Annotated in this window: 23 protein-coding genes and 1 pseudogene; 14 read left to right on the top strand and 10 right to left on the bottom strand. The window is 62.6% G+C overall.

The genetic code is table 11. From position 1 onward, the window contains the following. Nucleotides 1-3: 3 nt before the first annotated feature. From pqiB to CU110_RS11025, 6 genes are all read right to left on the bottom strand, one after another. Nucleotides 4-1,638, bottom strand: coding sequence for an intermembrane transport protein PqiB (pqiB, locus tag CU110_RS11050; protein ID WP_084209108.1), 1,635 nt, complete (start codon nucleotides 1,636-1,638; stop codon nucleotides 4-6). After that, nucleotides 1,631-2,992: a paraquat-inducible protein A gene (locus tag CU110_RS11045; protein WP_127735999.1), complete on the bottom strand. Its 1,362-nt coding sequence runs from the start codon at nucleotides 2,990-2,992 to the stop codon at nucleotides 1,631-1,633. The genes pqiB and CU110_RS11045 overlap by 8 nt, the downstream gene beginning before the upstream one ends. A 195-nt stretch (nucleotides 2,993-3,187) precedes the next feature. Next, nucleotides 3,188-7,261 (bottom strand): efflux RND transporter permease subunit, encoded by a 4,074-nt coding sequence (locus CU110_RS11040; RefSeq protein WP_127735996.1) that lies wholly within the window; start codon nucleotides 7,259-7,261, stop codon nucleotides 3,188-3,190. Between the two features lie 201 nt (nucleotides 7,262-7,462). Beyond that, a complete protein-coding gene (locus CU110_RS11035) occupies nucleotides 7,463-8,053 on the bottom strand; it encodes a TRC40/GET3/ArsA family transport-energizing ATPase (RefSeq protein ID WP_127735993.1) in 591 nt (196 codons plus the stop codon). Then, nucleotides 8,044-8,364 (bottom strand): cory-CC-star protein, encoded by a 321-nt coding sequence (locus CU110_RS11030; RefSeq protein ID WP_205632707.1) that lies wholly within the window; start codon nucleotides 8,362-8,364, stop codon nucleotides 8,044-8,046. The genes CU110_RS11035 and CU110_RS11030 overlap by 10 nt, the downstream gene beginning before the upstream one ends. After that, the gene (locus tag CU110_RS11025) at nucleotides 8,354-10,102 is read right to left on the bottom strand and encodes a carbon starvation protein A (RefSeq protein ID WP_077372250.1); all 1,749 of its coding nucleotides are present in this window, start codon (nucleotides 10,100-10,102) and stop codon (nucleotides 8,354-8,356) included. Before CU110_RS11025 ends, CU110_RS11030 begins: the two co-directional genes overlap by 11 nt. 396 nt (nucleotides 10,103-10,498) lie before the next feature. Between CU110_RS11025 and coxB the strand changes: the two genes are divergently transcribed. The 4 genes from coxB to CU110_RS11005 are packed head-to-tail and all read left to right on the top strand — an operon-like array spanning nucleotide 10,499 to nucleotide 14,748. Beyond that, nucleotides 10,499-11,575, top strand: coding sequence for a cytochrome c oxidase subunit II (coxB, locus tag CU110_RS11020; RefSeq protein WP_240665568.1), 1,077 nt, complete (start codon nucleotides 10,499-10,501; stop codon nucleotides 11,573-11,575). A gap of 30 nt (nucleotides 11,576-11,605) precedes the next feature. Beyond that, nucleotides 11,606-13,270, top strand: a complete 1,665-nt coding sequence (ctaD, locus tag CU110_RS11015; protein WP_084209103.1) for a cytochrome c oxidase subunit I — start codon at nucleotides 11,606-11,608, stop codon at nucleotides 13,268-13,270. Nucleotides 13,271-13,297: 27 nt separating this feature from the next. Then, a complete protein-coding gene (locus CU110_RS11010) occupies nucleotides 13,298-13,891 on the top strand; it encodes a cytochrome c oxidase assembly protein (RefSeq protein ID WP_077372256.1) in 594 nt (197 codons plus the stop codon). Then, a complete protein-coding gene (locus CU110_RS11005) occupies nucleotides 13,888-14,748 on the top strand; it encodes a cytochrome c oxidase subunit 3 (protein WP_077372259.1) in 861 nt (286 codons plus the stop codon). The genes CU110_RS11010 and CU110_RS11005 overlap by 4 nt, the downstream gene beginning before the upstream one ends. A 27-nt stretch (nucleotides 14,749-14,775) precedes the next feature. On the opposite strand, the gene CU110_RS11000 is transcribed toward CU110_RS11005, so the two are convergent. After that, entirely contained in the window at nucleotides 14,776-14,967 is a 192-nt protein-coding gene (locus CU110_RS11000; RefSeq protein ID WP_077372262.1) for a DUF2909 domain-containing protein, read from the bottom strand. Nucleotides 14,968-15,157: 190 nt separating this feature from the next. Here CU110_RS11000 and CU110_RS10995 point away from each other — a divergent pair, with 190 nt between their 5' ends. From CU110_RS10995 to CU110_RS17145, 4 genes and pseudogenes are all read left to right on the top strand, one after another. Continuing rightward, nucleotides 15,158-15,802: an SURF1 family protein gene (locus CU110_RS10995; RefSeq protein ID WP_240665366.1), complete on the top strand. Its 645-nt coding sequence runs from the start codon at nucleotides 15,158-15,160 to the stop codon at nucleotides 15,800-15,802. Nucleotides 15,803-15,989: 187 nt separating this feature from the next. Next, on the top strand, nucleotides 15,990-16,364 hold the full coding sequence (locus CU110_RS10990) for a hypothetical protein (protein ID WP_127735987.1): 375 nt from the start codon (nucleotides 15,990-15,992) through the stop codon (nucleotides 16,362-16,364). Then, nucleotides 16,321-16,617: pseudogene (locus tag CU110_RS17150) on the top strand (COX15/CtaA family protein); the annotation flags it as partial. The gene CU110_RS10990 and the pseudogene CU110_RS17150, both read left to right, overlap by 44 nt. A 77-nt stretch (nucleotides 16,618-16,694) precedes the next feature. Further along, on the top strand, nucleotides 16,695-17,123 hold the full coding sequence (locus CU110_RS17145) for a COX15/CtaA family protein (RefSeq protein ID WP_240665365.1): 429 nt from the start codon (nucleotides 16,695-16,697) through the stop codon (nucleotides 17,121-17,123). Nucleotides 17,124-17,206: 83 nt separating this feature from the next. Here the strand turns inward: CU110_RS17145 and CU110_RS10980 are convergent, their stop codons facing one another. Both CU110_RS10980 and CU110_RS10975 read right to left on the bottom strand, forming a co-directional pair. Then, entirely contained in the window at nucleotides 17,207-17,602 is a 396-nt protein-coding gene (locus CU110_RS10980; RefSeq protein ID WP_084209099.1) for a glutathione S-transferase N-terminal domain-containing protein, read from the bottom strand. A gap of 24 nt (nucleotides 17,603-17,626) precedes the next feature. Beyond that, nucleotides 17,627-18,604 carry a LysR family transcriptional regulator gene (locus CU110_RS10975; RefSeq protein ID WP_127735984.1) on the bottom strand — a complete coding sequence of 326 codons (978 nt, stop codon included), beginning with the start codon at nucleotides 18,602-18,604 and terminating at the stop codon, nucleotides 17,627-17,629. Between CU110_RS10975 and CU110_RS10970 the strand changes: the two genes are divergently transcribed. The 5 genes from CU110_RS10970 to CU110_RS10950 all read left to right on the top strand — a co-directional run bounded on the left by CU110_RS10970 (nucleotide 18,603) and on the right by CU110_RS10950 (nucleotide 23,369). Next, a complete protein-coding gene (locus CU110_RS10970) occupies nucleotides 18,603-19,796 on the top strand; it encodes a multidrug effflux MFS transporter (protein ID WP_127735981.1) in 1,194 nt (397 codons plus the stop codon). The two genes, CU110_RS10975 and CU110_RS10970, sit on opposite strands and share 2 nt — an antisense overlap. A gap of 55 nt (nucleotides 19,797-19,851) precedes the next feature. Further along, nucleotides 19,852-21,147: a lipid kinase YegS gene (gene yegS / locus CU110_RS10965; protein ID WP_127735978.1), complete on the top strand. Its 1,296-nt coding sequence runs from the start codon at nucleotides 19,852-19,854 to the stop codon at nucleotides 21,145-21,147. Nucleotides 21,148-21,276: 129 nt separating this feature from the next. Beyond that, entirely contained in the window at nucleotides 21,277-22,302 is a 1,026-nt protein-coding gene (locus CU110_RS10960) for an SPFH domain-containing protein (RefSeq protein WP_077372286.1), read from the top strand. 14 nt (nucleotides 22,303-22,316) lie between these two features. Next, nucleotides 22,317-22,775, top strand: a complete 459-nt coding sequence (locus CU110_RS10955; protein ID WP_077372290.1) for a nucleoside deaminase — start codon at nucleotides 22,317-22,319, stop codon at nucleotides 22,773-22,775. Nucleotides 22,776-22,820: 45 nt separating this feature from the next. Beyond that, nucleotides 22,821-23,369, top strand: coding sequence for a hypothetical protein (locus CU110_RS10950; protein ID WP_065392582.1), 549 nt, complete (start codon nucleotides 22,821-22,823; stop codon nucleotides 23,367-23,369). A gap of 11 nt (nucleotides 23,370-23,380) precedes the next feature. Here the strand turns inward: CU110_RS10950 and CU110_RS10945 are convergent, their stop codons facing one another. Then, on the bottom strand, nucleotides 23,381-23,584 hold the full coding sequence (locus CU110_RS10945; protein ID WP_043335501.1) for a cold-shock protein: 204 nt from the start codon (nucleotides 23,582-23,584) through the stop codon (nucleotides 23,381-23,383). 248 nt (nucleotides 23,585-23,832) lie between these two features. On the opposite strand from CU110_RS10945, the gene CU110_RS10940 reads away from it, so the two are divergent. Then, nucleotides 23,833-24,672, top strand: a complete 840-nt coding sequence (locus CU110_RS10940) for a 2OG-Fe(II) oxygenase family protein (protein WP_077372292.1) — start codon at nucleotides 23,833-23,835, stop codon at nucleotides 24,670-24,672. Nucleotides 24,673-24,674: the final 2 nt, after the last annotated feature.

Raw genomic sequence — 24,674 nt, 5'->3', positions numbered from 1 at the left:
TCATCATTGGGCCCTCGGAATCGGATCACGGGTCGTCGGTTTGTCGAAGATCAGGCTTGAGGGATTCTTCTCCAGCGTGTCGAGCAGCGGCTCGGCCTTCTTGAGCACGCGGTCCAGGCGCTCGAGGTCTCCCTCCAGCTTGCGATAGGCAGAAGACTCCGGTGTCAGGCCATCCAGGGTGCGATTGAGGTTGTCGAGGCTGGTGCTGATGTCGCTCGGCAGCTTCTGTACCTCATCGGAACCCAACAGGGCATCGACATGGCCGGCGGTCTTGTCGAGACGCTTCACCAGGCTCTCGGAGGCTGACAGGGTCTTGTTGAGATTGCCCAGTACAGGCTCGATGTCCAGGCCATTGAGCTTGTCGAGCAGCGCATTGAGCTTGGCTTCCATCTGCGCGAGGCCGCCTGACACGCTGGGCATGACCTCGATGTCATCGAAGGTATCGGTCTTGTACGGCGGTGGATTGTCATAGAAGTCCAGGTCGACGAACAAGGCACCGGTCAGCAGGTTGCCGGACTTGAGCGTCGCGCGCAGACCACGCTTGAACAGTCGCTCCAGTCGCTTCTCCCACTGCTTGACGCCTTCATCATCGACCTGACCCTCGAGGCGTTCCGGTTCGATGCGAATCAGCACGGGAATCTCGAAGCTGGAGAGCGTGCGTACCCGCTGATGGGTCAGGCGGTAGGGCACGCTGACCACCGTGCCCAGTCGCACGCCGCGGAATTCCACCGGTGCGCCACGCGACAGGCCGCGCACGGTGTCGTCGACCATGATCACGTAGTCGATGGCCTGATGGAAGCTGCCTTCACGGGCCTCTTCCTGATCGGAATACAGGGTGAAGGAGGTGTTCTCCACCACAGGGCGGCCACGCGGCAGGTCCTCGGGGATGCCGAAGGCGACCCCGCCGCTCAGTACGCTTTCCAGTGACCCCACGTCCACCTGAAGCCCCTGGGAGTCCAGGCGCAGGCTGACACCGCTGGTGGACCAGAAGCGCGTGGTCGAGGTCACCAGCTCGTTGTAGGGCGAGTCGATGTACAGGGTGTAATGCATTTCCTTCTCGCTGGGGCGGAACTCGCTGGATTCCACGCGCCCCACGACGAAGCCCTCGTAGGTGACGGGGTCGCCATCGGACAGCACGCTGCCATCATTGCTGGTCAAGTCGATGCGCAGCCCCTTGGCGTCCTGGGTCGTGACCGGAGGTTGCTCCAGCGCCACGAAGTGGTCGGCTTCCTCGCGACTGTCGCCGGGCTGCAGCTGGATGTAGGCGCCTGACAGCACGGTATTCAGACCACTGATGCCTTCGCGTCCGATACGCGGCTTGACCACCCACAGACGCGTGTCCTCATTGAGCATGCGCTCGCTGTCCTTGGACATGCGTGCCGTGACGATGGTCTTGTCGAGGTTGTCCGACAGGCGTACGGATTCGACCTTGCCGACCTCGACGTTACGGGTCTTGATCAAGGTCTTGCCGGCCTCGATACCTTCTGCCGTCTCCATCTCGATGGTGATCTGCGGGCCACGGCTGGCGATGTTGTGCCACACCATCCAGGCACCGATCAGCAATGCCACGATCGGGACGATCCAGATCGGCGAAAGACGGCGTCGGCTTTCACGACGCGCACGAGAGTCATCACTCATAGGTCATCCTGTGACGGTGAATCGATAGGGGAGGAGTATCCCAGACAAGACGTGGATCAAAGCTCTGGGCGGACAGCATCGTGAGCACCACCACGCTGGCAAAGGACAGCGCTGCCGGCCCCGGGTGCACGGACATCAGGGCGCCCAGCTGGATCAATGCCGCCAGCAGCGCCACCACGAAGACGTCGACCATCGACCAGCGGCCGATGTACTCGGTGATGCGATAGAGCGTGACGCGCGCGCGGGCATGCTGGACCTGCGGGCGTTGCGCACTGAGACACAGCCAGGCGATGGCGATCATCTTGGAGGCCGGCACCAGGATGCTGGCAATGAAGATGACCATCGCGATGGGCCAGTCTCCGTGGGACCACAGCACCACGATACCGCCGGCGATGGTCTGCGGGTCGCTCTCGCCCAGACTCACGGTACTCATGATCGGGAAGAGGTTGGCCGGCAGATACAGTATCAGCGCCGCGATCAACCACGCCCAGGTACGTTGCAGACTATGTGTCTTGCGCTGATGGACCGGGTCGCCGCAGCGCCGGCAGTTGACGTGCTGGTCCTGCGTGCATTCATTGATCAACCCGCAGCTGTGACAGCTGCCCAGCCCCTGCAGCGCGGCCCCCAGCCCCGGTCTGGCTGTCTCCGGGGCCGGCGGCTCGCCCGCAAGGGCGAACCACATGCGATCACCGTCGATGCTGGCCAGGGTCTTGGTCATCAGCAGGGCGAAGGCACAGAAGGCCCAGAACGACGGGCCGAAGCTGATATCGGCCATGCCGGCGATCTTGACCAGACTCACCATCACGCCCACAAGGAAGACATCGGCCATCATCCAGGGGCGCAGATGGCTGAGCGTTCTGGCAATGCCGCGAATGCCGGGCAACGCCACCTTCAGGCCGATGGCCGTGTGGGTGTAGATCACCCCGATCAGGTAGAGCGCCGGCAGCAGCACGATGGTCAGAATCAGCAGCACCGCCAGCGAAGGATACGACTCTGCCGTCAGCGCCGCTGGCGTGTCCACCAGACTGAGGCTGGCGGAGATGCCGCGGGTGGCAAAGGCGATGAACTCGAAGGGCAGCGTCAGCCCCAGCATCACCAGGCACGCCGTCGCCAGTGCCAGGGTGCGCTGGACGGAATGGGCGTGGCGTTGGGCGAAGAGATGATCACAGCGTGGGCAGCGCGCCCGCTCGCCGGTCTTGAGCGCCGGAAGGGCCACGACCAGGTCACAGCATTCGCATGCGCGAAGTCGCCGCCGTGAGACGCTGCGCGTGACAGGCGCGAACAGTGTCGGCGGGTCACGTCTTTCCAGGGTATGGCGCGCAAGACGACGCAAGGCAGCTAGAGGACGAGGCATGTCTCTCCTGAATGAACCGACACGCCGCCCGGAGAGGGCGGCGTGCAGGGCCATCACGCGAGGTGACGGCAATGAGGAAGCGTGCGATCAATGCTCAGACAAGATCGTCTTCCTGGCTTGCGGCTTCATGGGCCCGCTTGAGCTCTTTCGGCTCCCCGAACACGCGACACATAGAAGGCCAGAAACAACGTGCGATCATCCGGACACCGCCATGCTGCGTCCCGGCCCGTGACCAGGGACCCCGGTGAAGGCCATGGAGGTCATCAGGATCGGGCGCAGACGCATGCGTACCGCTTCCATGGTGGCGTCGATCAGTGAGCGGCCCTGGACCTCGAGGTCCTTGGCGAATTCGACGATCAGGATCGCATTCTTCGCCGAGAGCCCGATGGTGGTCACCAGGCCGACCTGGAAGTAGACGTCATTGTCCAGGCCACGCAGCCAGGTGGCGAGCAGGGCGCCGAGGACCCCCAGCGGGACGACCAGCATGACGGAGAACGGAATGCTCCAGCTCTCGTAGAGCGCGGCCAGACACAGGAAGACGAAGACCAGCGAGATGGCATACAGATAAGGAGCCATGCCGCCACTCTGGGATTCCTGCAGTGAAATGCCCGTCCATTCCAGCGCGACGCCATTATCGAGCTGGCCGACCATGTCTTCCATGGCCTGCATGGCCTGACCGGTGGAGTAACCCGGTGCCGCCTGACCCAACAGTTCCATCGAGGAGACGCCATTGTAGCGTTCCAGCTGCGGAGACCCATAGGTCCACTCACCGTGGATGAAGGCGTTCAGTGGCACCATCTCACCAGAGGTGTTGCGGACGTACCACTTCTTGAGATCTTCCGGCTGCATGCGTGCGCTGGCTTCTGCCTGCACGTAGACCTTCTTGGTGCGGCCGTTGTCGAGGAAGTCATTGACATAGCTCGAGCCCCACGCCGTGGAGAGAGTCGAGTAGACCTCTGACAACGAGACGCCCATCGCTGTCGCCTTGAGCTCGTCGATGTTGAGCGTGAACTGCGGACTGTCCTCCAGACCATTGGGACGCAGGCCGGTCACGGCTGGATTCTGAGCTGCCATTCCCAGCAGTTGATTGCGTGCATTGGTCAGTGCTTCATGGCCGATACCCCCTCGGTCCACCAGCATCATGTCGAAACCGCTGGCGTTGCCCAGTTCCATGATCGGTGGCGGGTTGATGGCGAAGACCACGGCTTCCTTCAAGGTGTTGAAGTAGCTCTGAGCTTGTCCGACCACGCTGAAGGAGTCACGAGTACGTTCATCCCAGGGTTTGAGGTTGATGAACGCCAGGCCCATGTTCTGGCCTCGGCCAGCGAAACTGAAGCCGGCGACGTCGAACATTTCCTGAACGGCATCTTCCTGATCGACGAGGAAGTGATGCTCGACCTTTTCCAGCGTCTCGAGCGTCTGTTCCTGAGTGGAGCCCACCGGCAGGATGACCTGATTGAACAGATAGCCCTGGTCTTCATCGGGCAGGAAGCCCGTGGAGATGCGAGTGAACAGTACCCCGCAGCCGACCACGATCAAGGCGTAGACCAGCATGGAACGGCCAGTGCGCTTGAGCATGCCACCGACGCCTTTCTGGTAGCGCGCGTTGGAGCGGTCGAAGACCCGGTTGAACAGCCCGAAGAAGCCGGTGGTCTTCTCCTTGGTCGGCTTCAGCAACGTGGCGCACAGGGCCGGTGTCAGGATCAACGCCACCAGCACGGACAACGTCATGGCCGAGACGATGGTCACCGAGAATTGACGGAAGATTGCCCCTGTGGTGCCGGGGAAGAAGGCCATCGGGATGAACACGGAAGACAGCACGAGACCGATGCCGACCAGAGCGCCGGTGATCTGTCCCATTGACTTGCGCGTCGCCTCGAGCGGCGAGAGCTTTTCCTCATGCATCACGCGCTCGACGTTCTCCACCACCACGATCGCATCGTCGACCAGCAGCCCAATCGCCAACACCATGGCGAACATCGTCAGGGTATTGATGGAGAAGCCCATCACTTCCAGCACCCCGAAGGTGCCCAGCAGAACGACCGGGACAGCGATGGTGGGGATAAGCGTGGCACGGAAGTTCTGCAGGAACAGAAGCATTACCAGGAAGACCAGCGCCACGGCTTCCAGCAGCGTCATCACCACTTCTTCAATGGAAATCTTGACGAAGGGCGAGGTGTCGTAAGGTACCTTGAAGCTCATGCCCGGGGGGAAGTAGTCGGACAGCTCACCGAGACGATCCTTGACGGCTTGTACGGTGTCCAGTGCGTTGGCACCCGAGGCGAGCTTGATGCCCAGCCCTGCAGCAGGCTTGCCATTGTAGCGGCTGACGGTGCTGTAGCTTTCCGCCCCTTTCTCGACACGGCCGACATCGCGCAGATAGACCTGAGAGCCATCTTCCTGTGTCTTGAGCAGAATGTTGCCGAACTGTTCCGGTGTCTCGAAGAGTGTCTGAGCCACGATGGTAGCGTTGAGCTGCTGACCCTTCACCGCCGGCAGGTTGCCAAGCTGGCCCGAGGCGATCTGGTTGTTCTGCGTGCTGATGGCCGTGGTGACATCGCTGGTGGTCAGCTTGAAGTTGTTGAGCTTCTGCGGGTCAAGCCAGACGCGCATGGCCCCCGGTGCGCCGAACAGTTGAGTTTCGCCCACGCCCTGAACGCGAGCTACCTCGTCCTGGATATCGGAGGCGACATAGTCGGTCAATTGCTGTTTGGTCATGCTGCCATCGTCAGAGACGAAAGCTGCCACCATCAGAAAGCTGCCGGACGATTTGGTGACCGAGACACCCTGGTTCTGGACGGATTGCGGCAGGCGCGGGGTAGCCAGCTGCAGCTTGTTCTGCACCTGCACCTGAGCGATGTCGGGATCGGTGCCAGTGTCAAAGCTCAGCTCGATGCTGGCATTGCCCTGGGAGTCTGAACTCGAACTCATGTACAGCAGATTGTCGATGCCGTTCATCTGCTGCTCGATGACCTGAGTCACCGTATCTTCTACCGTCTGGGCTGAAGCGCCGGAGTAGGTGGCCTGAATGGTAATGCTGGTCGGGGCCAGCGAGGGATATTGCTCGATCGGCAGCTTGAGGATACTGAAGATACCCCCCAGCATCACGATGATGGCGAGCACCCAGGCGAAGATAGGGCGATCGATGAAGAATCTGACCATGACGTTTGAGGCTCCTGGAACGTCGTTCGGGACGTGCCGCGCTTCGACCTTGTTGTCAGCATTGACCGTCATCACGCTCGCATTGCCTTTGCTGTCACGACTCACGGCTTTCTGCGGAACCAGAATGGCATCCCTGGCCACCGTCTCCGTCAGGCGGGCGCGCACGAACATGCCGGGCAACAACAGCTCGTCCTCGTTGGGGAACAGAGCGCGCAGCGTGACCATGCCGGTACCTTCATCGACGGTGATATCCGCAAACTGCAACTTGCCCTGAGTGCCGTATACGCTGCCATCTTCCATTACCAGTTCCACCGATGCTTGAGCCGGTGCTGCGGCGGCATCGCGATTCTCGGCCAATTCACGCTTGAGGCGCAGAACTTCGGTAGCGGACTGGGTCACGTCAACATAGATGGGGTCGAGCCGCTGGACCGTTGCCAGGCTGGTGTCCTGGCTTGCCGTGACCAATGCGCCCTTGGTGACGCTCGACTTGCCGATACGACCGCTGATGGGGGCCTTCACCACGCTGTAATCCAGATTGATCTGGGCGCTGGTTAGGGCAGCCTTGGCAGAGGCGACATCGGCGCGATCCTCGCCGACGGTCGCCACGGCATCATCATAATCCTGTTGGCTGACCATCTTGCGTGCCACGAGGTTCTTGAAGCGCTTGGCCTTGAGGCTGGAGGTGTTGAGGCTCGCCTCGGCACGCGCCAGACTCGCCTTGGCGCTCTCGACATCGGCGCGATAGGTGCGTGAATCAATGTGATAAAGCGCCTGCCCCTCCTTGACGTCACTGCCTTCGGTGAAGTCACGCGATTCGATGATGCCTCCCACCTGCGGACGTACTTCAGCGATCTGATAGGCGCGCGTGCGGCCCGGCAGCTCGGTGGTGATAGGCACATCCTGCGTGGTGACGGTAATGACATCGACCTGAGCGGCCTGGCTTGCACCTGCGGAGGGGCCTTGGGCAGCCTCTTCCTTGTCGCCGCTACAACCGGCCAACAGGGCACCGATCAGCAGCAGGCTTGCCGGAAGCAAGCCAAGGCGGCGGGCATTGACGGCCAAGGGTTGTCTCTGCAGGCGGGGTAGACGGAGGGAAGTCGGGGCCATGGAGCGTCCTTTACGAAGTTCAGGGGCTGAGGTGCGTTTCAATCGTCACACCCTGGCCCGCCGCGGGTGCGGCACGCCAAGGCAATGGTGTCATGATGAGAAAAATATTTAGCCAGCTATTCTATCGGAATGGCGAGGCGGCTGTATGGTTGTTTTGTGCAGTTATTGCGCATCGTGCTGCAACAGATTGTTGCCAGGTGATCAGCATGTCTGCTGGCTGTCCAGCCACAGGCTGCGCTCCGCGACGGCTCGCCGGCGCTGGCCCAGCATGCCTTCCAGCCAGCCGCCCAGCACCTCCGGCAAGCTCAGCAGTCGGATGGTGTGCCCGCTGGGAGCCGTATCGAACAGGATGTGTCGATACGATGAGCTGTCCGGTGTCAGTGGGGCAGGCGGGGTAAGGATGATCTCGACCAGCGCATCGAAGAGCGCCGCTTCACTGGTGCCCGGCGCATGGCGTGCGAGTGCCAGCTGGCGCATCACCGTGGCGCTGCGCTCCCCGCTGACCAGTGGCGCGATGCGTTGGCGTACCTCCTCGAGATAGCGCTCGCACTCCTGTTCGGGGTCCAGCTCCATCACATCCAGGCACGCCGCGATGGCGCGCGGTCTGCCTCCCAGATCCCCGAACAGATCGCCCAGATTGTGCGCCGGGTCCGTCGACACCAGCAGTGTCGGCTCGCCTTTCTCTGCCAGCGCCAATGCCTGCGCCGCCGCGCAGCTGGTCTTGCCGACACCGCCCTTGCCGCCGAAGAACCAGATCTCGGGGCGACGCCGCCTGAGCCAGTTCAGCAGCATTTGATCCCTTCCAGCGGTGAATGCTCAAGCCCCTGGCGCAGGTGCCAGTCGTGCATGCGCTCCAGCATCAGCGGCAGCATCTCCAGTGAGACGGCGGGTGCCGGATTGGGGATGCCCATCAGCTCGGCGAAGCTCATCATCATGAAGATGTCTTCCTCCTCGCGGGCGAGCTGCGCCAGGTCACGCTGCTGATTGACGCGCAGCATGGCCTCCCAGCCATCCCGCAGCCCTGCGGCACCTGTCAGCAGGCGCCTCGTCAGTCCGGGGTGTCGTGGCGAGCGCGTCACGCGGGAGTCGTCATCAGCTCTCATGGGCGCTCACCTGAGCGGGTGCCTTCAGGCTGCGGCTGGCCTCCAGCAGAATCCACAGCGCGAACACCATGATCAGGCTGCCGAAGGTGAACAGCAGCCATTGCGGGTCGTTGCTGCCCATGCCGGACCAGTCCAGGACTACCTGCTGCACCATCGCCCACAGGGTCATGATCATCAGGAAGACCATCGGAGCCAGGGTGTAGATCACCGGGCGTCCCTGACGCTTGAGCCAGACCGAAATCAGCATCAGCGAGATCCCTGCCAGCAGCTGGTTGCTGGTCCCGAACAGCGGCCACAGCAGATAGCCGCCGGAACCGAAGCCCTTGGGCCCCTGCGGCAGGATGACCAGCGCGGCGCTGGAGATGACCGCGATGCTGGTCGCGACGTGCTTGTGGCTGAGTGCCGGCATGCCGTACTCGCTGCCTAGCTCCGCGATGATGTAGCGCATCAGACGTACCGCGGAATCCAGTGTGGTGGCCGCGAAACTCACCACGATGACCGCCACCAGGGTACTGCCGATGCTGGCCGGCAGGCCAAGGTGCGAGATCAGCTGTCCTGCACCCTCCACGAAGCTGGAGAGCCCGTTGGCACCGGCGGCGGCGAAGCTTGAATAGGTGGCGGTGAAATCGGCCTGGGTCCCGAAGAGGGTCGCTACCGCGATGATGGAAATCAGCGCCAGCATGCCTTCGCCCAGTGCGCCGGTGTAGCCGATCATGCGTGCATCCGGCTCATGGGCAAGCTGCTTGGAGGTGGTCCCCGAGGCGACCAGTCCATGGAAGCCCGAGATCGCGCCGCAGGCGATGGTGATGAACAGCAGCGGATAGAAGGACATCTCGGCTTCGGTGTTGTAGGCCGGCGCCGTGAGATGTGGGCCGCCCACGGCGAGCCCCAGATACAGCAGCACCAGTCCGACCACCAGCTGATGGGAATTGATGGTGTCGCGCGGTTGCAGCAGCTTCCACACCGGCAGCACCGAGGCGATGTAGACATAGGCCATCAGCACGACGATCCACACCAGGAAGGCACTGGAGATCGGTGAGAGGCCGAACAGCAAGGTGCCATCCTCGCCGCCTGCCATGGCGGTGAAGGTGCCGGCCAGATCAATCTGCAAGAATTCGTACTGGCCGGCCAGCAGGGCAGCGGCATACATCACCAGCAGCGCCAGTATCGAGGGCAACAGCATCTTGCCGCCACGCCGATAGACACGATGGCCGATCCAGACCGCCAGCGGAATCTGGATGAGCACCGACAGCACGCTGGCCGGGAAGTTGATGAACAGGTTGGCGATCACCCAGGCGAACACCGCGTTCAGCATCAGCACCAGAATCAGGATGATGAACAGGAACAACAGCTTGGCGCGCTTGCCGATCAGCTTGTCCGCCAGCGTGCCGATGGACTGGCCTCGGTGACGCGCCGAGAGCGTCAAGGTGCCGAAGTCATGGACTCCTGCGGCAAACAGGCTGCCCAGCACGACCCACAGCACCGCCGGCAGCCAGCCCCAGTAGACGGCGATCGCCGGCCCGACGATGGGCGCTGCACCGGCGACCGAGGTGAAGTGGTGGCCCCAGAGTATCCAGCGATTGGTCGGCAGGTAGTCGGTGTCATCGCGCAGCGCATGGGCGGGAGTCACGTAATCGGGGTCGAGACGGAAGATGCGTTCCGCCAGAAAGCGCGAGTAGAAGCGATAACCGATGGCAAAGGCGAGACAGCCGAACAGGGCGAGCCAGATGGCGTTCATGGGGCGTTCCAGTAGGCGTGTGAGTGGGCGACGGCAATGCATGGCGTGTCATCGGCGTGACGCTAACATCTATGTTTGTGCATATAACTTCGCCATTGGTCGCCCCGGGCTGACCCGACGTGGCCCCGTAGCCGCTGTTGCACTTCCTCGCCTTGCGACCAAGGAGTATCAGTGGGTTGATCCACGCGACCTTGTGTTCCGCCCAGCTCTTCTATACTCCAAGCAAGTCGGAGCACAGGGAGTCGCTCATTGCCGTCATCCGGATGAGGCTCTCGATAACAATGACAAGGAGGCGCCGATGTCGTGGATCGCGGAATGCCTTTCCCGTGTCACCGCACTCCGGTGGCGGCGCTCGTGGCGCCCGATGACGGCGGTGTCACTGAGGCGGTGTCACTGATGGGGCTCGTTCCCGCGGCATGGGGAGTCGAATACAACATGCCGGTCGGCGTCACGGCCGTCAGTCGCGAGATCCACTCCCTGCATATGATCATCTTCTGGATCTGTGTGGTCATCGGGATCGTGGTGTTCGGTGTGATGGGGTACGCGATGGTCAAGCATCGCAAGTCGCGTGGTGCGGTCGCGGCCAGCTTCCACGAGAACACCCGCATCGAGATTCTATGGACCGCCATCCCGTTGCTGATCCTGGTGGTGATGGCAGTTCCCGCCACCGCCACCCTCAAGGACATGTACGACGCCTCCGAATCGGCGCTTGACGTGAAGATCACCGGGCACCAATGGCGCTGGCAATATGAGTATCTGGGCGAGGATGTCGCCTTCACCTCAAGTCTCGCGACCCCGCGCGAGCAGATCAACAACACCGCCGCCAAGGGCGAGCATTACCTGCTGGAAGTCGACAATCCGCTGGTGCTGCCCATCAATCGCAAGGTGCGCTTCCTGACGACGTCCTCCGATGTCATCCACTCCTGGTGGGTGCCGGACTTCGGCGTCAAGAAGGACGCCATCCCCGGCTTCATCAACGAGGCCTGGACCCGCATCGAGACACCCGGCACCTATCGCGGCCAATGCACCGAGCTGTGCGGCAAGGACCACGGTTTCATGCCGGTGGTGGTCGAGGCGCTGCCGGAGGCCGAATTCGACGAGTGGCTGATCGCACGCAAGGCCGAGGCCGAAGCGTCACGCAATGATGCCGGACGCGACTGGAGTCTCGAGGAGTTGATGGAGAAGGGCGAGAAGACCTACGCCACCATCTGCTCCGCCTGCCACCAGCCGGATGGACAGGGCATGCCCCCGGCATTCCCCTCATTGGTGGGGAGTGCCATCGTCACGCAGGACATGCAGGCGCACATCGATATCGTGGTGAACGGCAAGGCAGGCACGCCCATGGCGGCCTTCGCCGATGTGCTCAGTCCGGTCGAGCTTGCGGCTGTCATCACCTATGAGCGCAATGCCTGGGGCAACGATACCGGCGAGCTGGTACAGCCAGCCGTCATCAAGGAACAGCTGTCTCAATAGCGTGCAAGCGACGCATTCAGGAGGCGTGTCATGGCCAGTGAACAGCCACGCAAGGCGGTACTTCAGGCCAGCGAGAGCGAGGGGGCAGCCGGCGGCTATTCCGCAGGCGGCTCCCATGCGGGAGGAGGCCATGGCACCGCGCCGCGCGGCATGCTGCGCTGGCTATTGACCACCAACCACAAGGATATCGGCACGCTCTATCTGATCTTCTCGCTGAGCATGCTGTTCATCGGCGGCATCATGGCACTGGTGATCCGTACCGAGCTCTTTCAGCCCGGCCTGCAGATGGTGCAGCCGGAGTTCTTCAACCAGATGACCACCATGCATGGGCTGATCATGGTGTTCGGTGCCATCATGCCGGCCTTCACGGGACTGGCCAACTGGATGATTCCGCTGCAGATCGGCGCCCCTGACATGGCGCTTCCGCGTCTCAACAACTTCAGCTTCTGGCTGTTGCCGGTCGCCTTCCTGCTGCTGCTTTCCACCCTGTTGATGGAGGGCGGGGGTCCCAACTTCGGCTGGACCTTCTACGCACCGCTTTCCACCACCTATGCGCCGCCCTCGACCAGCTTCTTCATCTTCTCGCTGCACATCGCCGGCATCAGCTCGATTCTCGGCGCCATCAACATCATCGCCACCATCCTCAATCTGCGTGCGCCGGGCATGCGCCTGATGGACATGCCGCTGTTCGTCTGGACCTGGTTGATCACCGCTTTCCTGCTGATCGCGGTGATGCCGGTGCTGGCGGGTGCCATCACCATGATGCTGTTCGACATCAACTTCGGCACCAGCTACTTCAATGCCGCAGGCGGGGGAGACCCGGTGCTGTTCCAGCATCTGTTCTGGTTCTTCGGCCATCCTGAGGTCTACATCATGATCCTGCCGGCCTTCGGGATCGTGTCCGCCATCGTGCCGACCTTCTCGCGCAAGCGATTGTTCGGCTACGCCTCGATGGTCTACGCCACCGGCTCCATCGCCATCATGTCCTTCCTGGTCTGGGCGCATCACATGTTCGCCGTCGGCCTGCCATTGGTGGCGGAGCTGTTCTTCATGTACACGACGATGCTGATCGCGGTGCCGACCGGCGTGAAGGTCTTCAACTGGATCGCCACCATGTTCCGTGGCTCCTTGAGCTTCGAGCCCCCGATGCTGTTTGCCATCGCCTTCATCGTCCAGTTCACCATCGGCGGCTTCTCGGGGTTGATGCTGGCCATCGCGCCAGCGGATTTCCAGTATCACGACACCTATTTCGTGGTGGCCCATTTCCATTACGTACTGGTGCCCGGCGCGTTGTTCGCGATTCTCGCCGGGGCCTATTACTGGCTACCCAAGTGGACCGGCTTCTATCCCCACGAGGGGCTCTCGAAATGGCATTTCTGGATGTCGGTCATCGGCGTCAATCTCACCTTCTTCCCGATGCACTTCTCGGGGCTGGCCGGCATGCCACGGCGCATTCCGGATTACGCGCTGCAATTCGCCGACTTCAACATGCTGTCCAGTATCGGGGCCTTCCTGTTCGGTATCTCGCAGCTGCTGTTCCTGGTCGTGATCATCAAGTGCGCGCGCGGCGGTGTCAGGGCGCCAGCCAAGGCCTGGGAAGGGGCGGTGGATCTTGAGTGGAGCGTGCCAAGCCCGGCACCGCTGCATACCTTCGAGATACCGCCGCAGACCCGCGATGGTCAGATCATCCGCTGAGCGATAGCCAGCGGCCAGGAGAGTGACATGTCCTCACGCGATCACGCAGCACAGCAACAGGCGGTGGCACGTACCGTGCGGCGCACGCTGCTGGCGCTGGTCGGGATGCTGGGCTTCGCCTTCGCGCTGGTGCCGCTCTATGACGTCTTCTGCAATCTCACGGGCCTCAATGGCAAGGCCGCCAGTCAGGCCAGGGCTGCGGTGGCCATGGAGATCGACGAGAGCCGTTGGGTCTCGGTGCGCTTCATCACCCAGCAGGGACAGGGTCTGCCCTGGACACTCGAGGCGCTGGATGAGCAGTTCCGCATCCACCCCGGTGGCCAGTACCGCGCACGCTTCGTGTTCACCAATCACGCCGATCATCCGGTGCGTGGTCGTGCGGTCCCAAGCGTCAGTCCTGCCGAGGGCTCGCTGCATCTGCGCAAGATCATGTGTTTCTGCTTTCAGGAACAGACGCTGGCGGCGGGAGAGCGGCGCGAGTTGCCGCTGGTCTTCCAGGTGGACCCGGATCTCCCCGAGGGCATTCGCGATCTGACGCTGGCCTATACCCTTTACCCGGTCACGATGCCGTCGATGCCGGCGGGCGACCTGGCAGAGAACTCTGCAGGAGGTGAACGATGAGCGGTGGCAGCTATTACGTTCCGGCACATAGTGCCTGGCCCATCCTCGGTGTGCTGGCCGTGGGTGGGATGATGATCGGCACGGGAATCTGGATGGTGCATGGCAGCGCCGCCTGGTTGTCAGGCATCGGCATGCTGGCCGTGGTGCTGGTGATGGCAGGATGGTTTCGCGATGTCGTTCGCGAGTCGATGGGCGGCCTTTACGACGATCAGATGGACCGCTCGTTTCGTTGGGGCATGGCGTGGTTCATCTTCTCTGAACTGATGTTCTTCGCTGCCTTCTTCGGCGCGTTGTTCTACGTACGTACTTTCGCGTTGCCATGGCTGGATGGCGAGGGTGCCAAGGGCGTGACGGCCCTGTTGTGGCCTGATTTCACGGCCAGCTGGCCCTTGATGAATCCGCCGGATGCCAGCATTGCCGGACCGAAGGAAGTGCTGTCCCCCTGGCAGTTGCCGCTGGCCAATACGCTGCTGCTGGTCAGTTCCAGTGTCACCCTGACGGTGGCCCATGAGGCGCTGAAGATGGGATATCGCCGCACGGCGCGCAACTGGCTGGCGGGTACCGTGACGCTTGGGGTGTGCTTCCTGCTGTTGCAGGGGCTCGAATATTACGAGGCCTGGCATCATCTGGGGCTGACGCTTCAAGCCGGTGTCTATGGCGGTACCTTCTTCCTGCTGACCGGCTTTCATGGCCTGCATGTCACCATCGGCACCGTGATCCTGATCGTGATGCTGGTTCGGGTGATTCGCGGTCATTTTTCCCGCGAGCGCCATTTCGCCTTCGAGGCGGCTGCCTGGTATTGGCACTTCGTCGATGCGGTGTGGATCGGCCTGTTTCTGTTCGTCTACGTGTTCTGAGGCAGGCCGAAGAGCGTCGAGCGCGAGTCAGTTCAGCATTCCGGTGGAGAAGCCCATGACCAGCAGAATCACCAGACAGACCGCCAGGCCCACTCGCCACTTGAGAGACGTCAGCAGGCGTCGACTGCGGCTGCCGTCGTGTAACAGAAAGCCGGCTCCGGCGATGAGACTTGCCAGCATGCCGACGAAGACCAGCGCGATCAGCGATTTGAGCAGCATGTCACCTCCCGGGGCGCAGACAGTGGCGGGTGAGCACAGCGCAGCACTCGCTTGTGACAGTCGAGCTCATCCGGCTGACAAGCGCAAGTCAGTGCCAGCGGCGCAGGCGTCATCCACAGAGGCGTCATCCACAGCGACGCAGGAGCGCCAGGTCGGACGCGGCTGGTGGCTGTTCTGGGGATGCCTGATCGTGCTCGGCCTGTGTCTGTGCAGCTGGCAGGTGATGCGTGGCCAGGCGCGTGCCCAGCATCTGGAGGATACCGCCAGCGCGCCGGAGCTGGTGATGCCGACGGCACCGCCCGCCAGTGCCAGCCTGATCGAGCTGCGCGGCGAGTGGCTCGCGGAGCACAGCCTGCTGCTGGACAACCGCACGCTGGACAAGCGCCATGGCGTGGCGGTGCTCACGCCCTTTCGAACGCTGGATGGCCGCTGGTGGCTGGTGGAGCGGGGCTTCGTGGCATCGCCAGCGCCACGTGCGGACCCGGAGTTCACCACCCCTGAAGGCTCTCAGGTGATCAGGGGTCGCTGGCAGTGGTTGAACGGCCAGGGGACCAGCGGTGGGCCACTGTTCGGCCCCAACCGGGAGGGGCAGCGGTTGCAGCAGGTGGATCTGAGTGCCTGGAAGACGCTTGGCGCTCCGGCGTTTGCCGGCATCGTGCACCAGACCGGCGGTGCGGGAAGGTTCTTGCCCTGGTGGCAGCCGAGCAACATGACGCCTGAGCGCCATTACGCCTATGCCCTGCAGTGGCTGGGGCTCAGTCTCGGTGCGGCGGTGGTGATGATCGTGGGCGCGCGCCGCCAACGACAGGCCGCGCTGCGTCAGCGTCAGGTCTAGCGATGACACACGTGATGCGACAGCGTCTGAAACTTGTGGCATTGCTGGGGCTGCTGTCTGCCCCGTTGCCATTGGCGTGGGCCATGCTGAGTGTGCAGGTGGGGATACCCGAAGGGCGGGTGGCGAACGGTGCCTTGCTGCCGGACGTGATGCCGCTGCAGGACTGGTCACTGGAGTATCTCGTGGCATGCCGCCCAGAGCCGCTCGGGGCGCGGATGAGCAGCGTTTCTGGCTCAGCTGGCCGGAGCCGAGTCGGTCGGAGCTGGCCACGGCGCAGGCCGAACGTTGGTGGCGTCTGCACCGCGCCCTTGGCAAGGAGGCGCCGCGGCTGGGGCGTCTGGTGGTGGCCGAGCAGTCCTTTCAGCATCCCCAAGTACCGGGGGAGCAGCGTGCGCTGGGCCATTGGCCCTCGGCGAATGGTGCCGGGGCCTCGCCACAGCCGTTGCGCTTGATCGACCCACAGGGGCGAGTCGTGGTGGCATACGGCCCCGAGATCACACCGCAGGCCGTCATGAAGGATGTGCGCCGATTGCTCAAGCGCAATCCGGCTGCGCCGCGCTGAGCTGAGCCGTGTGTGGCGGATGGCTCGGCATCTGGTCGCCGGCATGCTGGGACTGGTCATTCTCGTGATCGGCCTCGGGGCCTGGACGCGCCTGGTGGATGCCGGCCTGGGATGCCCCGATTGGCCTGGCTGTTATGGCGCCCTGGTGGTGCCGGATGCGCACACGGCAAGCTTGCATAGTCCTCACCACCCGCTGGAGGGCTACAAGGCATGGGCTGAGATGATTCACCGCTATGCGGCGAGCCTGCTCGGGCTGGCGTCACTGGCATTACTCGTGCTGGGCTGGCGTGTCCGGCGGCGTGAGCGGCGGACGATCACGGGCATCGTGTCTTGCGTCAGCCGTGGCTGGCCACGCTGGCAGCGGCACTGTTGCTTGGACAGCTGGCATTGGGAGGCTGGACCTCGAGCAATTATGCCGGACTCGCCTGCGAGGGTTTCCCCACCTGCAATGGCTCGCTATGGCCGGCGATGGATTGGGGAGAGGGCTTCCATCTGTCTCAGGATGTCGGCCCGAGCTATCTGCACGGACAGCTGCATGGGGAGGCGCGTACCGCCATCCATCTGGCGCATCGCGGTGGAGCAGTGTTGCTGGGCGCAATGCTGCTGATGCTCTACTGGCGCCAGCGGCGTCATGTGCCAATCCCTGGGGCTGGGCGCTGGCAGCCTGGGGGCTGCAGGCTGGGCTGGGGATCGCCAATGTGCTGTGGTGGCTGCCACTGGATCTGGCGCTGGCGCACACCCTGGGGGCCGTCATGCTGACATTGGCGATGGTGTGGGCGATGGATCGGATGAGCCAGGCTCACCGGGCTAAGCGGACGGGAATGTGTCAGACGCTGGCCTGATCAGGCGGCGCGACCGAAGCGTTCCTGCAGATAGGCATTGATGGTGTCGGATTCGTACATCCATTCCTCGTGGCCATCGTCATGGGTGATCAGCAGGCACGGCACCTTGACGCGACCGCCACCCTGTTCGAGGGCCTGGCGGTGAGTGGCGTTGTGCTGGGTGTCGCGCTGCTCGATGTTCAGGTTCAGCTGATGCATGCGTTTGCGCACCTTGATGCAGAACGGGCAGGTCGAGAATTGATACAGCGCCAGCCTGGCGGTCTCGGCATCGACTTCAGCCTGCTGGGCAGGACTGCGCTCCAGTGCACTGCCACGGGTCAGCTTTTCGCTGATCAGCATGAAGGGGGCCAGTACCAGTCGCAGAGTGCGGAAGAACAGGCGGATGATGGGGCGCATGGAAATACCTCGTGTGCGGCCATTCTAGTGTTCGTCGGCGGCTGCGTCTGCCCCATGGGCGTTGCGAATGTGGGTCATCAGCGATTGACGCAGCCAGCGATGGCCCGGGTCCTGCTCGTGGCTGGCATGCCAGATGAGGCGATAACTCAGGGCCGGCAGTTTCAGCGGCAGTTCGCGAATGACCAGTCCGTGTTGCTGGCGGCTGGCCTGGGCGAAGCTTCTGGGTGCGCAGAAGATGAGCTCACTGTGCGCGACGATGCTCAAGGCATCCCGGAAGTCCGGCACCAGTACCTTGATGCGACGCGGAGCACCATGCCGTTCGAGCCGCTCATCCAGCGACCAGCGAGAGCGGCCCTCGCAGGTGGCCTGGACATGATCGAGCGTGGCGAACTCCTCGAGAGTCAGCGGCACCGAACGCTCGAGCAGTGGATGGCCGTCGCGCAGCAACATCACGTGATCATCGCGCCACAGGGTGTGCGAGTGGAAGCCTCTCGGTAGCGCCGGGGGCTCGCTCGGCGTGTCGGTCGGATGGTCGTGTGCCCCGAGGCCGATATCCAGCAGGCCTCTTTCCATCAGATTGAGACAGTCGGCCTGCCAGCGACTGATCTCGAGACTGCCGAGCGGGAGGGCCTGGGTGAGGGCGCGGGTACAGGAGGGCATCAGCGTCGCCCAGGCGCTCTCCAGCACGGCCAGCTGGAAGCGTCGGCGACTGGTGGCGGGCGTGAAGGTCGGCGGTGCGCTGAGATGCTCGAGACGCGAGAGCAGCTCGGCAAGCTCACCCCTGAGCCCGAGCGCACGTGGCGTGGGCCGCAGGCCATGACGCTCTCGAATGAAGAGGGGGTCATCGAACATCGCTCTCAGGCGAGCCAGGCTCTTGCTGACGGCCGACTGGGAAAGGTGCAGACGGCCCGCGGCCCGCGTGACGCTGCATTCTTCCAGAAGCACCTGCAACACCTGCAGGAGATTGAGGTCCAGGCGCGGATTGAGGGGGAGAGACTCCATGTCCGCGTCTTCCTCCGCTACCGCACGGCCCCTGCCGAGTGCCCGACAACTGTTGCTGCTAATGGTCGGCTGCGTGATGTTCTCGCCGCTGGCGATCGATATCTATCTCCCATCGCTGCCGGCGATGGCGCGCGAGTTTGCGCAGCCCACCGACGTGATGCAGATGACGGTGACCCTGTTTCTCGGTGCGGTGGGGGTCGGCCAGATTCTGGTCGGGCCGCTGACGGACCTCTATGGCCGTCGTCCCGCCTTGCTGGGCGGTGCGCTGGTCTATCTGGCAGGTGCCGTGGTCGCGACGCTGGCCCAGGACATCGGCATGTTGTATGTCGGGCGCATCCTGCAGGGGCTGGGTGCCTGTGCCACCGTCACGGTGGCCTTCGCGGCGGTGCGTGACTGCTATACGCCGGAGCAGGGTGCCAGGATGTACAGCTACCTCAACGGCGCGTTGTGCATCATTCCGGCGTTGGCGCCGGTTCTGGGCGGCCTGCTGGCGGTGCAGTTCGGGTGGCGTTCCAACTTCCTGTTCATGGGGTTCTTCGCGCTATGCGTCGGGTCAGCCGCCTGGCGGCTGTTCGCCGAGACGCGCCCCGCCAACACGGTGGTGGAGCGTCCGCTCTACAATTGGGCGCGGTATCGTCCGGTGCTGACCAGCTGGCGCTTTCTGTATCAGGCGCTGGTGGCCATGTCGGCGATGAGTGCGATCCTGCTGTATGTCTCCTCCTCTTCCGAGTTGCTGGTGGAAACGCTGGGCCATTCCGAGCTTGCCTTCAGCGCGATGTTTGGGGGCAACGCCGTGATCAATATCCTGACGTTCTTCTTCGCACCGCGCGTGATCACCCGGCTGGGACGCCAGCCGACGGTTCGGCTGGGACTGGCGATCATCCTAGTCTCCGGGCTGATGCAAGGGGCCGCCATGGCCTGGCTGCCGTTGTCGGCGGCAGCCTTCATGGTGCCGGTGGGGGTGCTGTCAGTCGGTTTCTCGCTGGCCCTGGGCGCCGCTTCCAGTCTGGCGCTGGAAGCCTTCGGTGAGCGTGCTGGTACGGCGGCGGCGCTGTTGGGCAGTATTCAGCTGGGGGGCTCGGCCATCGTGGCCACCGCGCTGCTCAGTACCCCGCTGGCGCCGCAACAGGGATTGCTCCTGATCAGCGTGGTGATGATTCTTCCCTTGCTGGCGTGGGTGGTTCATTCCTGAGGCCTGACGGGAGTATGCTTGTCGCTCGATCCGCATGTCGCCAAGGAGACACCACATGGAATCAGCGGCGCGTGTGCGCGTGATACTCAACGGTGAGAAGGCACAGCAGCCTGAGCTGCGTGATGCCTTGTTCGCCCAGCGTGAGCGCACCCAGGGGTTGGAGATACGTCTGACCTTCGAAGCACAGGATGTCGCGAGGTTGGTGGATGAAGCGATCGCGGAAGGCGTCACACGCCTGATTGCCGGGGGCGGGGATGGCACGCTCAACCTGCTGGCCAATGCGCTGATGACGCATCCACGGGCTCAACGTCCGGAACTGGCCATTCTTCCGCTGGGGACGGCCAATGACCTGGCGACCTCGCTCGGGATACCGCCCGGTATCTCCGAGGCTCTGGCACTGGCCTGTGAAGGGCAATCACGAGCGGTGGATCTGGTGCAGCTCGATGATGCCTACTTCCTCAATGTCGCCTCGGCCGGTTTCGGAGCGGAGGTGACCCGCTCGACCCCGGCCGGACTCAAGAAGCTGTTCGGGGGTGGGGCCTATTCGCTGATGGGCGTGCTCAAGGCGTGGGATTTCCGTCCCTATCGAGGACGTCTCACGCTCGATGGGGTCGAGGAAGAGCTTGCGCTGTTCGTGCTGGCCATCGGCAATGGTCGGCAGGCCGGTGGCGGGCAGGAGCTGGCGCCACGGGCCTTGCTCGATGATGCCGGTTTCGATGTGCTGGTGATTCGTGATTTCCCCATCGCGCGCATCGGTGAGGTGGTGGAAGAGTTGGAATCCCTGCCTGAGAACGGTCATTTCGTGCGTTATGTGCGTACCGATACGCTGCGCTATCGGGGGGAGCCGCTGCCGGTCAATCTGGACGGCGAGAGTCATCTGATCGAGGACAGCGAGTTCAGTATCGCGCCACAGGCACTGCAACTGGTGGCGCCGGCGGATACCGAGCTGTTGCTGGTACACGAGCGCAGTCTGAGGTTTACTCGGGCTGCGCTCGTGGCATTTTCAGCACGAGATTTCTTCAGTCTCTTGACCGCAATGGACGAGAGAAACGCTTGGGAGAACGATGGCATGACAGGTGTGGCAGCGTGGCATCTCTGGGTCATTCTCGGATTGATTCTGGCGGGGCTTGAGTTGCTGGGAGCGCAATTCGTGCTGCTGGCGTTGGGGGTCAGTGCGCTGCGTCTGCGCTCTGGCTACCGGATCAGGGTGGCGTGTCGTCCGCAAGATCCATCCCTATCTGTTGCCCAAGACGCCCTACGGTACCCTGGGCAGTGGCGCGGAGTCCGGGCAGCTGGCCAAGGTGATCATCGGCAACGGCGGCAAACTTGCCGTGCGCGTGTCAGGCAATGAGTATCCGCTACGCTGGGAGGGGGAGACGAAGCCGGCAGCGGGGGACACGGTCAGGATCCTCAGCGTCGAAGGCATCACGCTCTGCGTGGAGCGCGTCGGAAGCTGCCCAGTTCAAGGGAGTTGAGCAACATGATCATCAGTCCGGGTCTCATCATCATTCTCTTCATCGTGGCGCTTGTCGTCATTCTGCTGGCCAAGGGATTGATGATCGTCCAGCAGTCCGAAGCTGTCGTGATAGAACGGCTCGGCAGCTACAGCCGTACTCTGGAATCCGGTATCAATCTGGTCGTGCCTTTCATCGACAAGCCGCGCTCGATTACCATTCGCCGCTATCGCCAGATCAAGGGCGACAACCTGCCGCTGGTGGTCGAGGAGACGCGCATCGACCGTCGTGAGACGGTGATGGACTTTCCGGGGCAGAGCGTGGTGACGACGGACAACGTGACGGTGACCGTCAATGGCGCTCTCTATTTCCAGATCGTCGACCCCAAGCGCGCGGTCTATGAAGTGGAGAACTTCACCCAGGCCATCGAGGTGCTCGCCAAGACCAGCCTGCGTTCCGAGATCGGACGAATGGAGCTCGACAAGCTGTTCGAGAGTCGCAAGGAAGTGAATGATGCCTTGCAGGTCACCATGGATGAGGTCGGTGACAAGTGGGGCGTCAAGGTCACCCGAGTCGAGATCCAGGACATCAGCATGCCCGATGAAGTCGAGGATGCGATGCGTCTGCAGATGGCGGCCGAGCGCCGGCGTCGTGCCACCGTCACCGAGGCCAATGGTCAGCGCGAGGCGGCCATCGCCACGGCGGAAGGTGAGAAACAGTCCGCGGTGTTGCGCGCCGAGGGCGACAAGCAGGCCTCCATCCTGCGTGCCGAAGGTGAGCGCCAGGCCATCTACCAGCTGCGTGATGCCATCGGGGCGGAAGATCCGCAGCTGGTGGTGGGCTACATGCTGGGACAGAAATACCTGCAGATGCTGCCGGACATGGCCCGTGACGGTGATCGAGTCTTCATCCCCTATGAAGCCTCGGCGCTGCTCGGTGCGATGGGCAGCTTCCGCGAGCTTGCCAATGAAGTCGGTGAGCCCACCAATGCGGGCAATGAAGGGCTGAGACGAGCCCGTCAGATGATGACAGGGGAAGCGGGACTCGGGTGATCAGGAGCAAGACCATGTCAGCGCAGACTCAGGATCACGAAGGTTTCCTGCAAGCGGCCATCGAGGAGGCCGAGAAGGGCCATGCCGCAGGTGGCGTACCGATCGGCTCGGTACTGGTCCACGATGGCAAGATCATCGGGCGTGGCCACAACCAGCGTCAGCAGAAGGGCAGCACGGTACTGCACGGTGAGATGGATGCGCTGGAGAATGCCGGACGTCTGCCGGCGAAGGTCTATCGCGAGTGCGTGCTCTACACTACCTTGTCACCGTGCCCGATGTGCAGTGGCGCCATCCAGCTCTACGGGATTCCCCATGTCGTCGTGGGTGAGAACAGGACCTTCATGGGCGCGGAAGACCATCTGCGCGCTCAAGGCGTCAAGGTGGACGTCGTGGACAATGCGCGTTGTCGGGAGCTGATGGAGACATTCATCCGCGAACAGCCGGAAGTATGGAACGAAGATATCGGAGAGTGATCGAAACAAGGGGCTGATGACTCCCCACCTATCAAGGAGAAGACGATGAAGCTCAAGCAATGGATGATTCCCGCACTGGCCGCTGGCCTGTCCCTGGCCATCGCCGGTTGTGACAATGGCGATACCGACAAGGCCGCCCAGCAAGCCGAGACGTCTGCAGAGCAAAGCGCAGAGCAGGCTGAGCAGAGTGCCGATCAGGCTGCTGAAGCCGCTGCTGCCGAGATGGACCAGGCTGCAGATGAAGCTGCTGCTGAAATGGACGACGCGGCTGACAAGGCTGACAACATGGCCGATGACGCAGCGCAGTCCGCTGACGCCATGGGTGATGAAGCTGCCGCCGAGAGCGATGATGCCCTCGATGCGACCAAGAACGCCGCCAGCGAGACTTACGAGTCCGCCAAGCAGGGTGTGAACGATGCCGCTGACGCCACCGCCGATGCTGCCAAGAACGCCTACGACTCCACCAAGGAGCAGGCTGCTGAACTGACCAACTCCGCTGAACAGCAGGGTGATGACGCTGCGGCAGAAGCCAACGCCGAGATCAATGAAGCTCAGAAGGCGGCCAACGAATCCGTTGATGACGCTCAGCAGTGATCGTTAGATGATCAGACCGGCTTGATGTTTGCGGCCTGAAGGCCTTTCTTGCCCTGGGTGACGTCGAAGGAAACCTTCTGGCCATCCTGCAGGGACTTGAAGCCTTCTGCCTGAATTTCAGAGAAGTGCGCGAACAGGTCGTCGCCGCCGTCGTCCGGAGAAATGAAGCCGAAACCTTTGGTGTCGTTAAACCACTTGACTGTGCCAGTTGCCATGATTCTTTCCTTGCTTACGTGATGATGTTGGTGGTCTGCCCATCAGACCGGATTGCGTTGGTGCGGCTAGGGGGAATTCCACCAGAGAGACGCGTTACGTCCTGCGACGACATCCTTTCCTGCTTGACCTACGCCTGCAGTAGAAACTGCACATGTTCGCATCTTGACCGAATAGTCAGTCGTCGTATTGGCGACGTCTGCCTGCTCAAGTAGGATGCGTACACAGAGCCAACATAGATGGAAATGCCATGAAGGTCCAGAACGTAGATTACCGCTCGGCCGATGCTGCCGAAAAATTTGTCGAATCCCTGCGCACGACAGGCTTCGGCGTGATTCGCAATCATCCGATTTCTCATGAATTGGTCGAGAAGATCTACGCTGAATGGGCGGAATTCTTCGCGAGTGCCGACAAGCTGGAGTGGCGCTACGACCCGAAGACCCAGGATGGTCTCTTCCCGGCGGATGTCTCCGAGACCGCCAAGGGGCATACGGCGCGGGACCTCAAGGAGTACTACCACATCTATCCGTGGGGAAAGATTCCGGACAGCCTGCGCGAGAATGCCATGGAGTACTACCGTCAGGCAGAAGCCTTCGCCGCGGAGCTCCTGAGCTGGGTGGAAGCGCATTCGCCCGCTGAAGTGGCCGAGCTCTATCGTGAGCCGCTCTCCAACATGATCAAGGACAGTGGGCAGACGCTCTTGCGCGTCCTGCACTATCCGCCGATGACCGGTTCGGAAGAGCCGGGTGCCGTGCGTGCCGCTGCCCATGAGGACATCAACCTGCTGACCGTGCTGCCTGCCGCCAATGAGCCGGGGCTGCAGGTGATGGATGTCGATGGTGAATGGATGGACGTGCCCTGTGATCCAGGTCAGCTGGTCATCAATGTCGGCGACATGCTCCAGGAAGCCAGTGGCGGCTATTTCCCGTCCACCACGCATCGCGTGATCAATCCGACGGGGGAAGGGTGCAGTCAGTCGCGTCTGTCCCTGCCGCTGTTCCTGCATCCGCGTCCACAAGTGGTGCTGTCTGACAAGCACACCGCGGATTCCTATCTCAAGGAACGTCTGCGCGAACTGGGCGTGATCTAGGC

The sequence above is a fragment of the Cobetia sp. ICG0124 genome (assembly GCF_004006355.1).
Taxonomy (GTDB): domain Bacteria; phylum Pseudomonadota; class Gammaproteobacteria; order Pseudomonadales; family Halomonadaceae; genus Cobetia; species Cobetia marina.
This window is presented reverse-complemented; position numbering and strand designations above follow the sequence as displayed.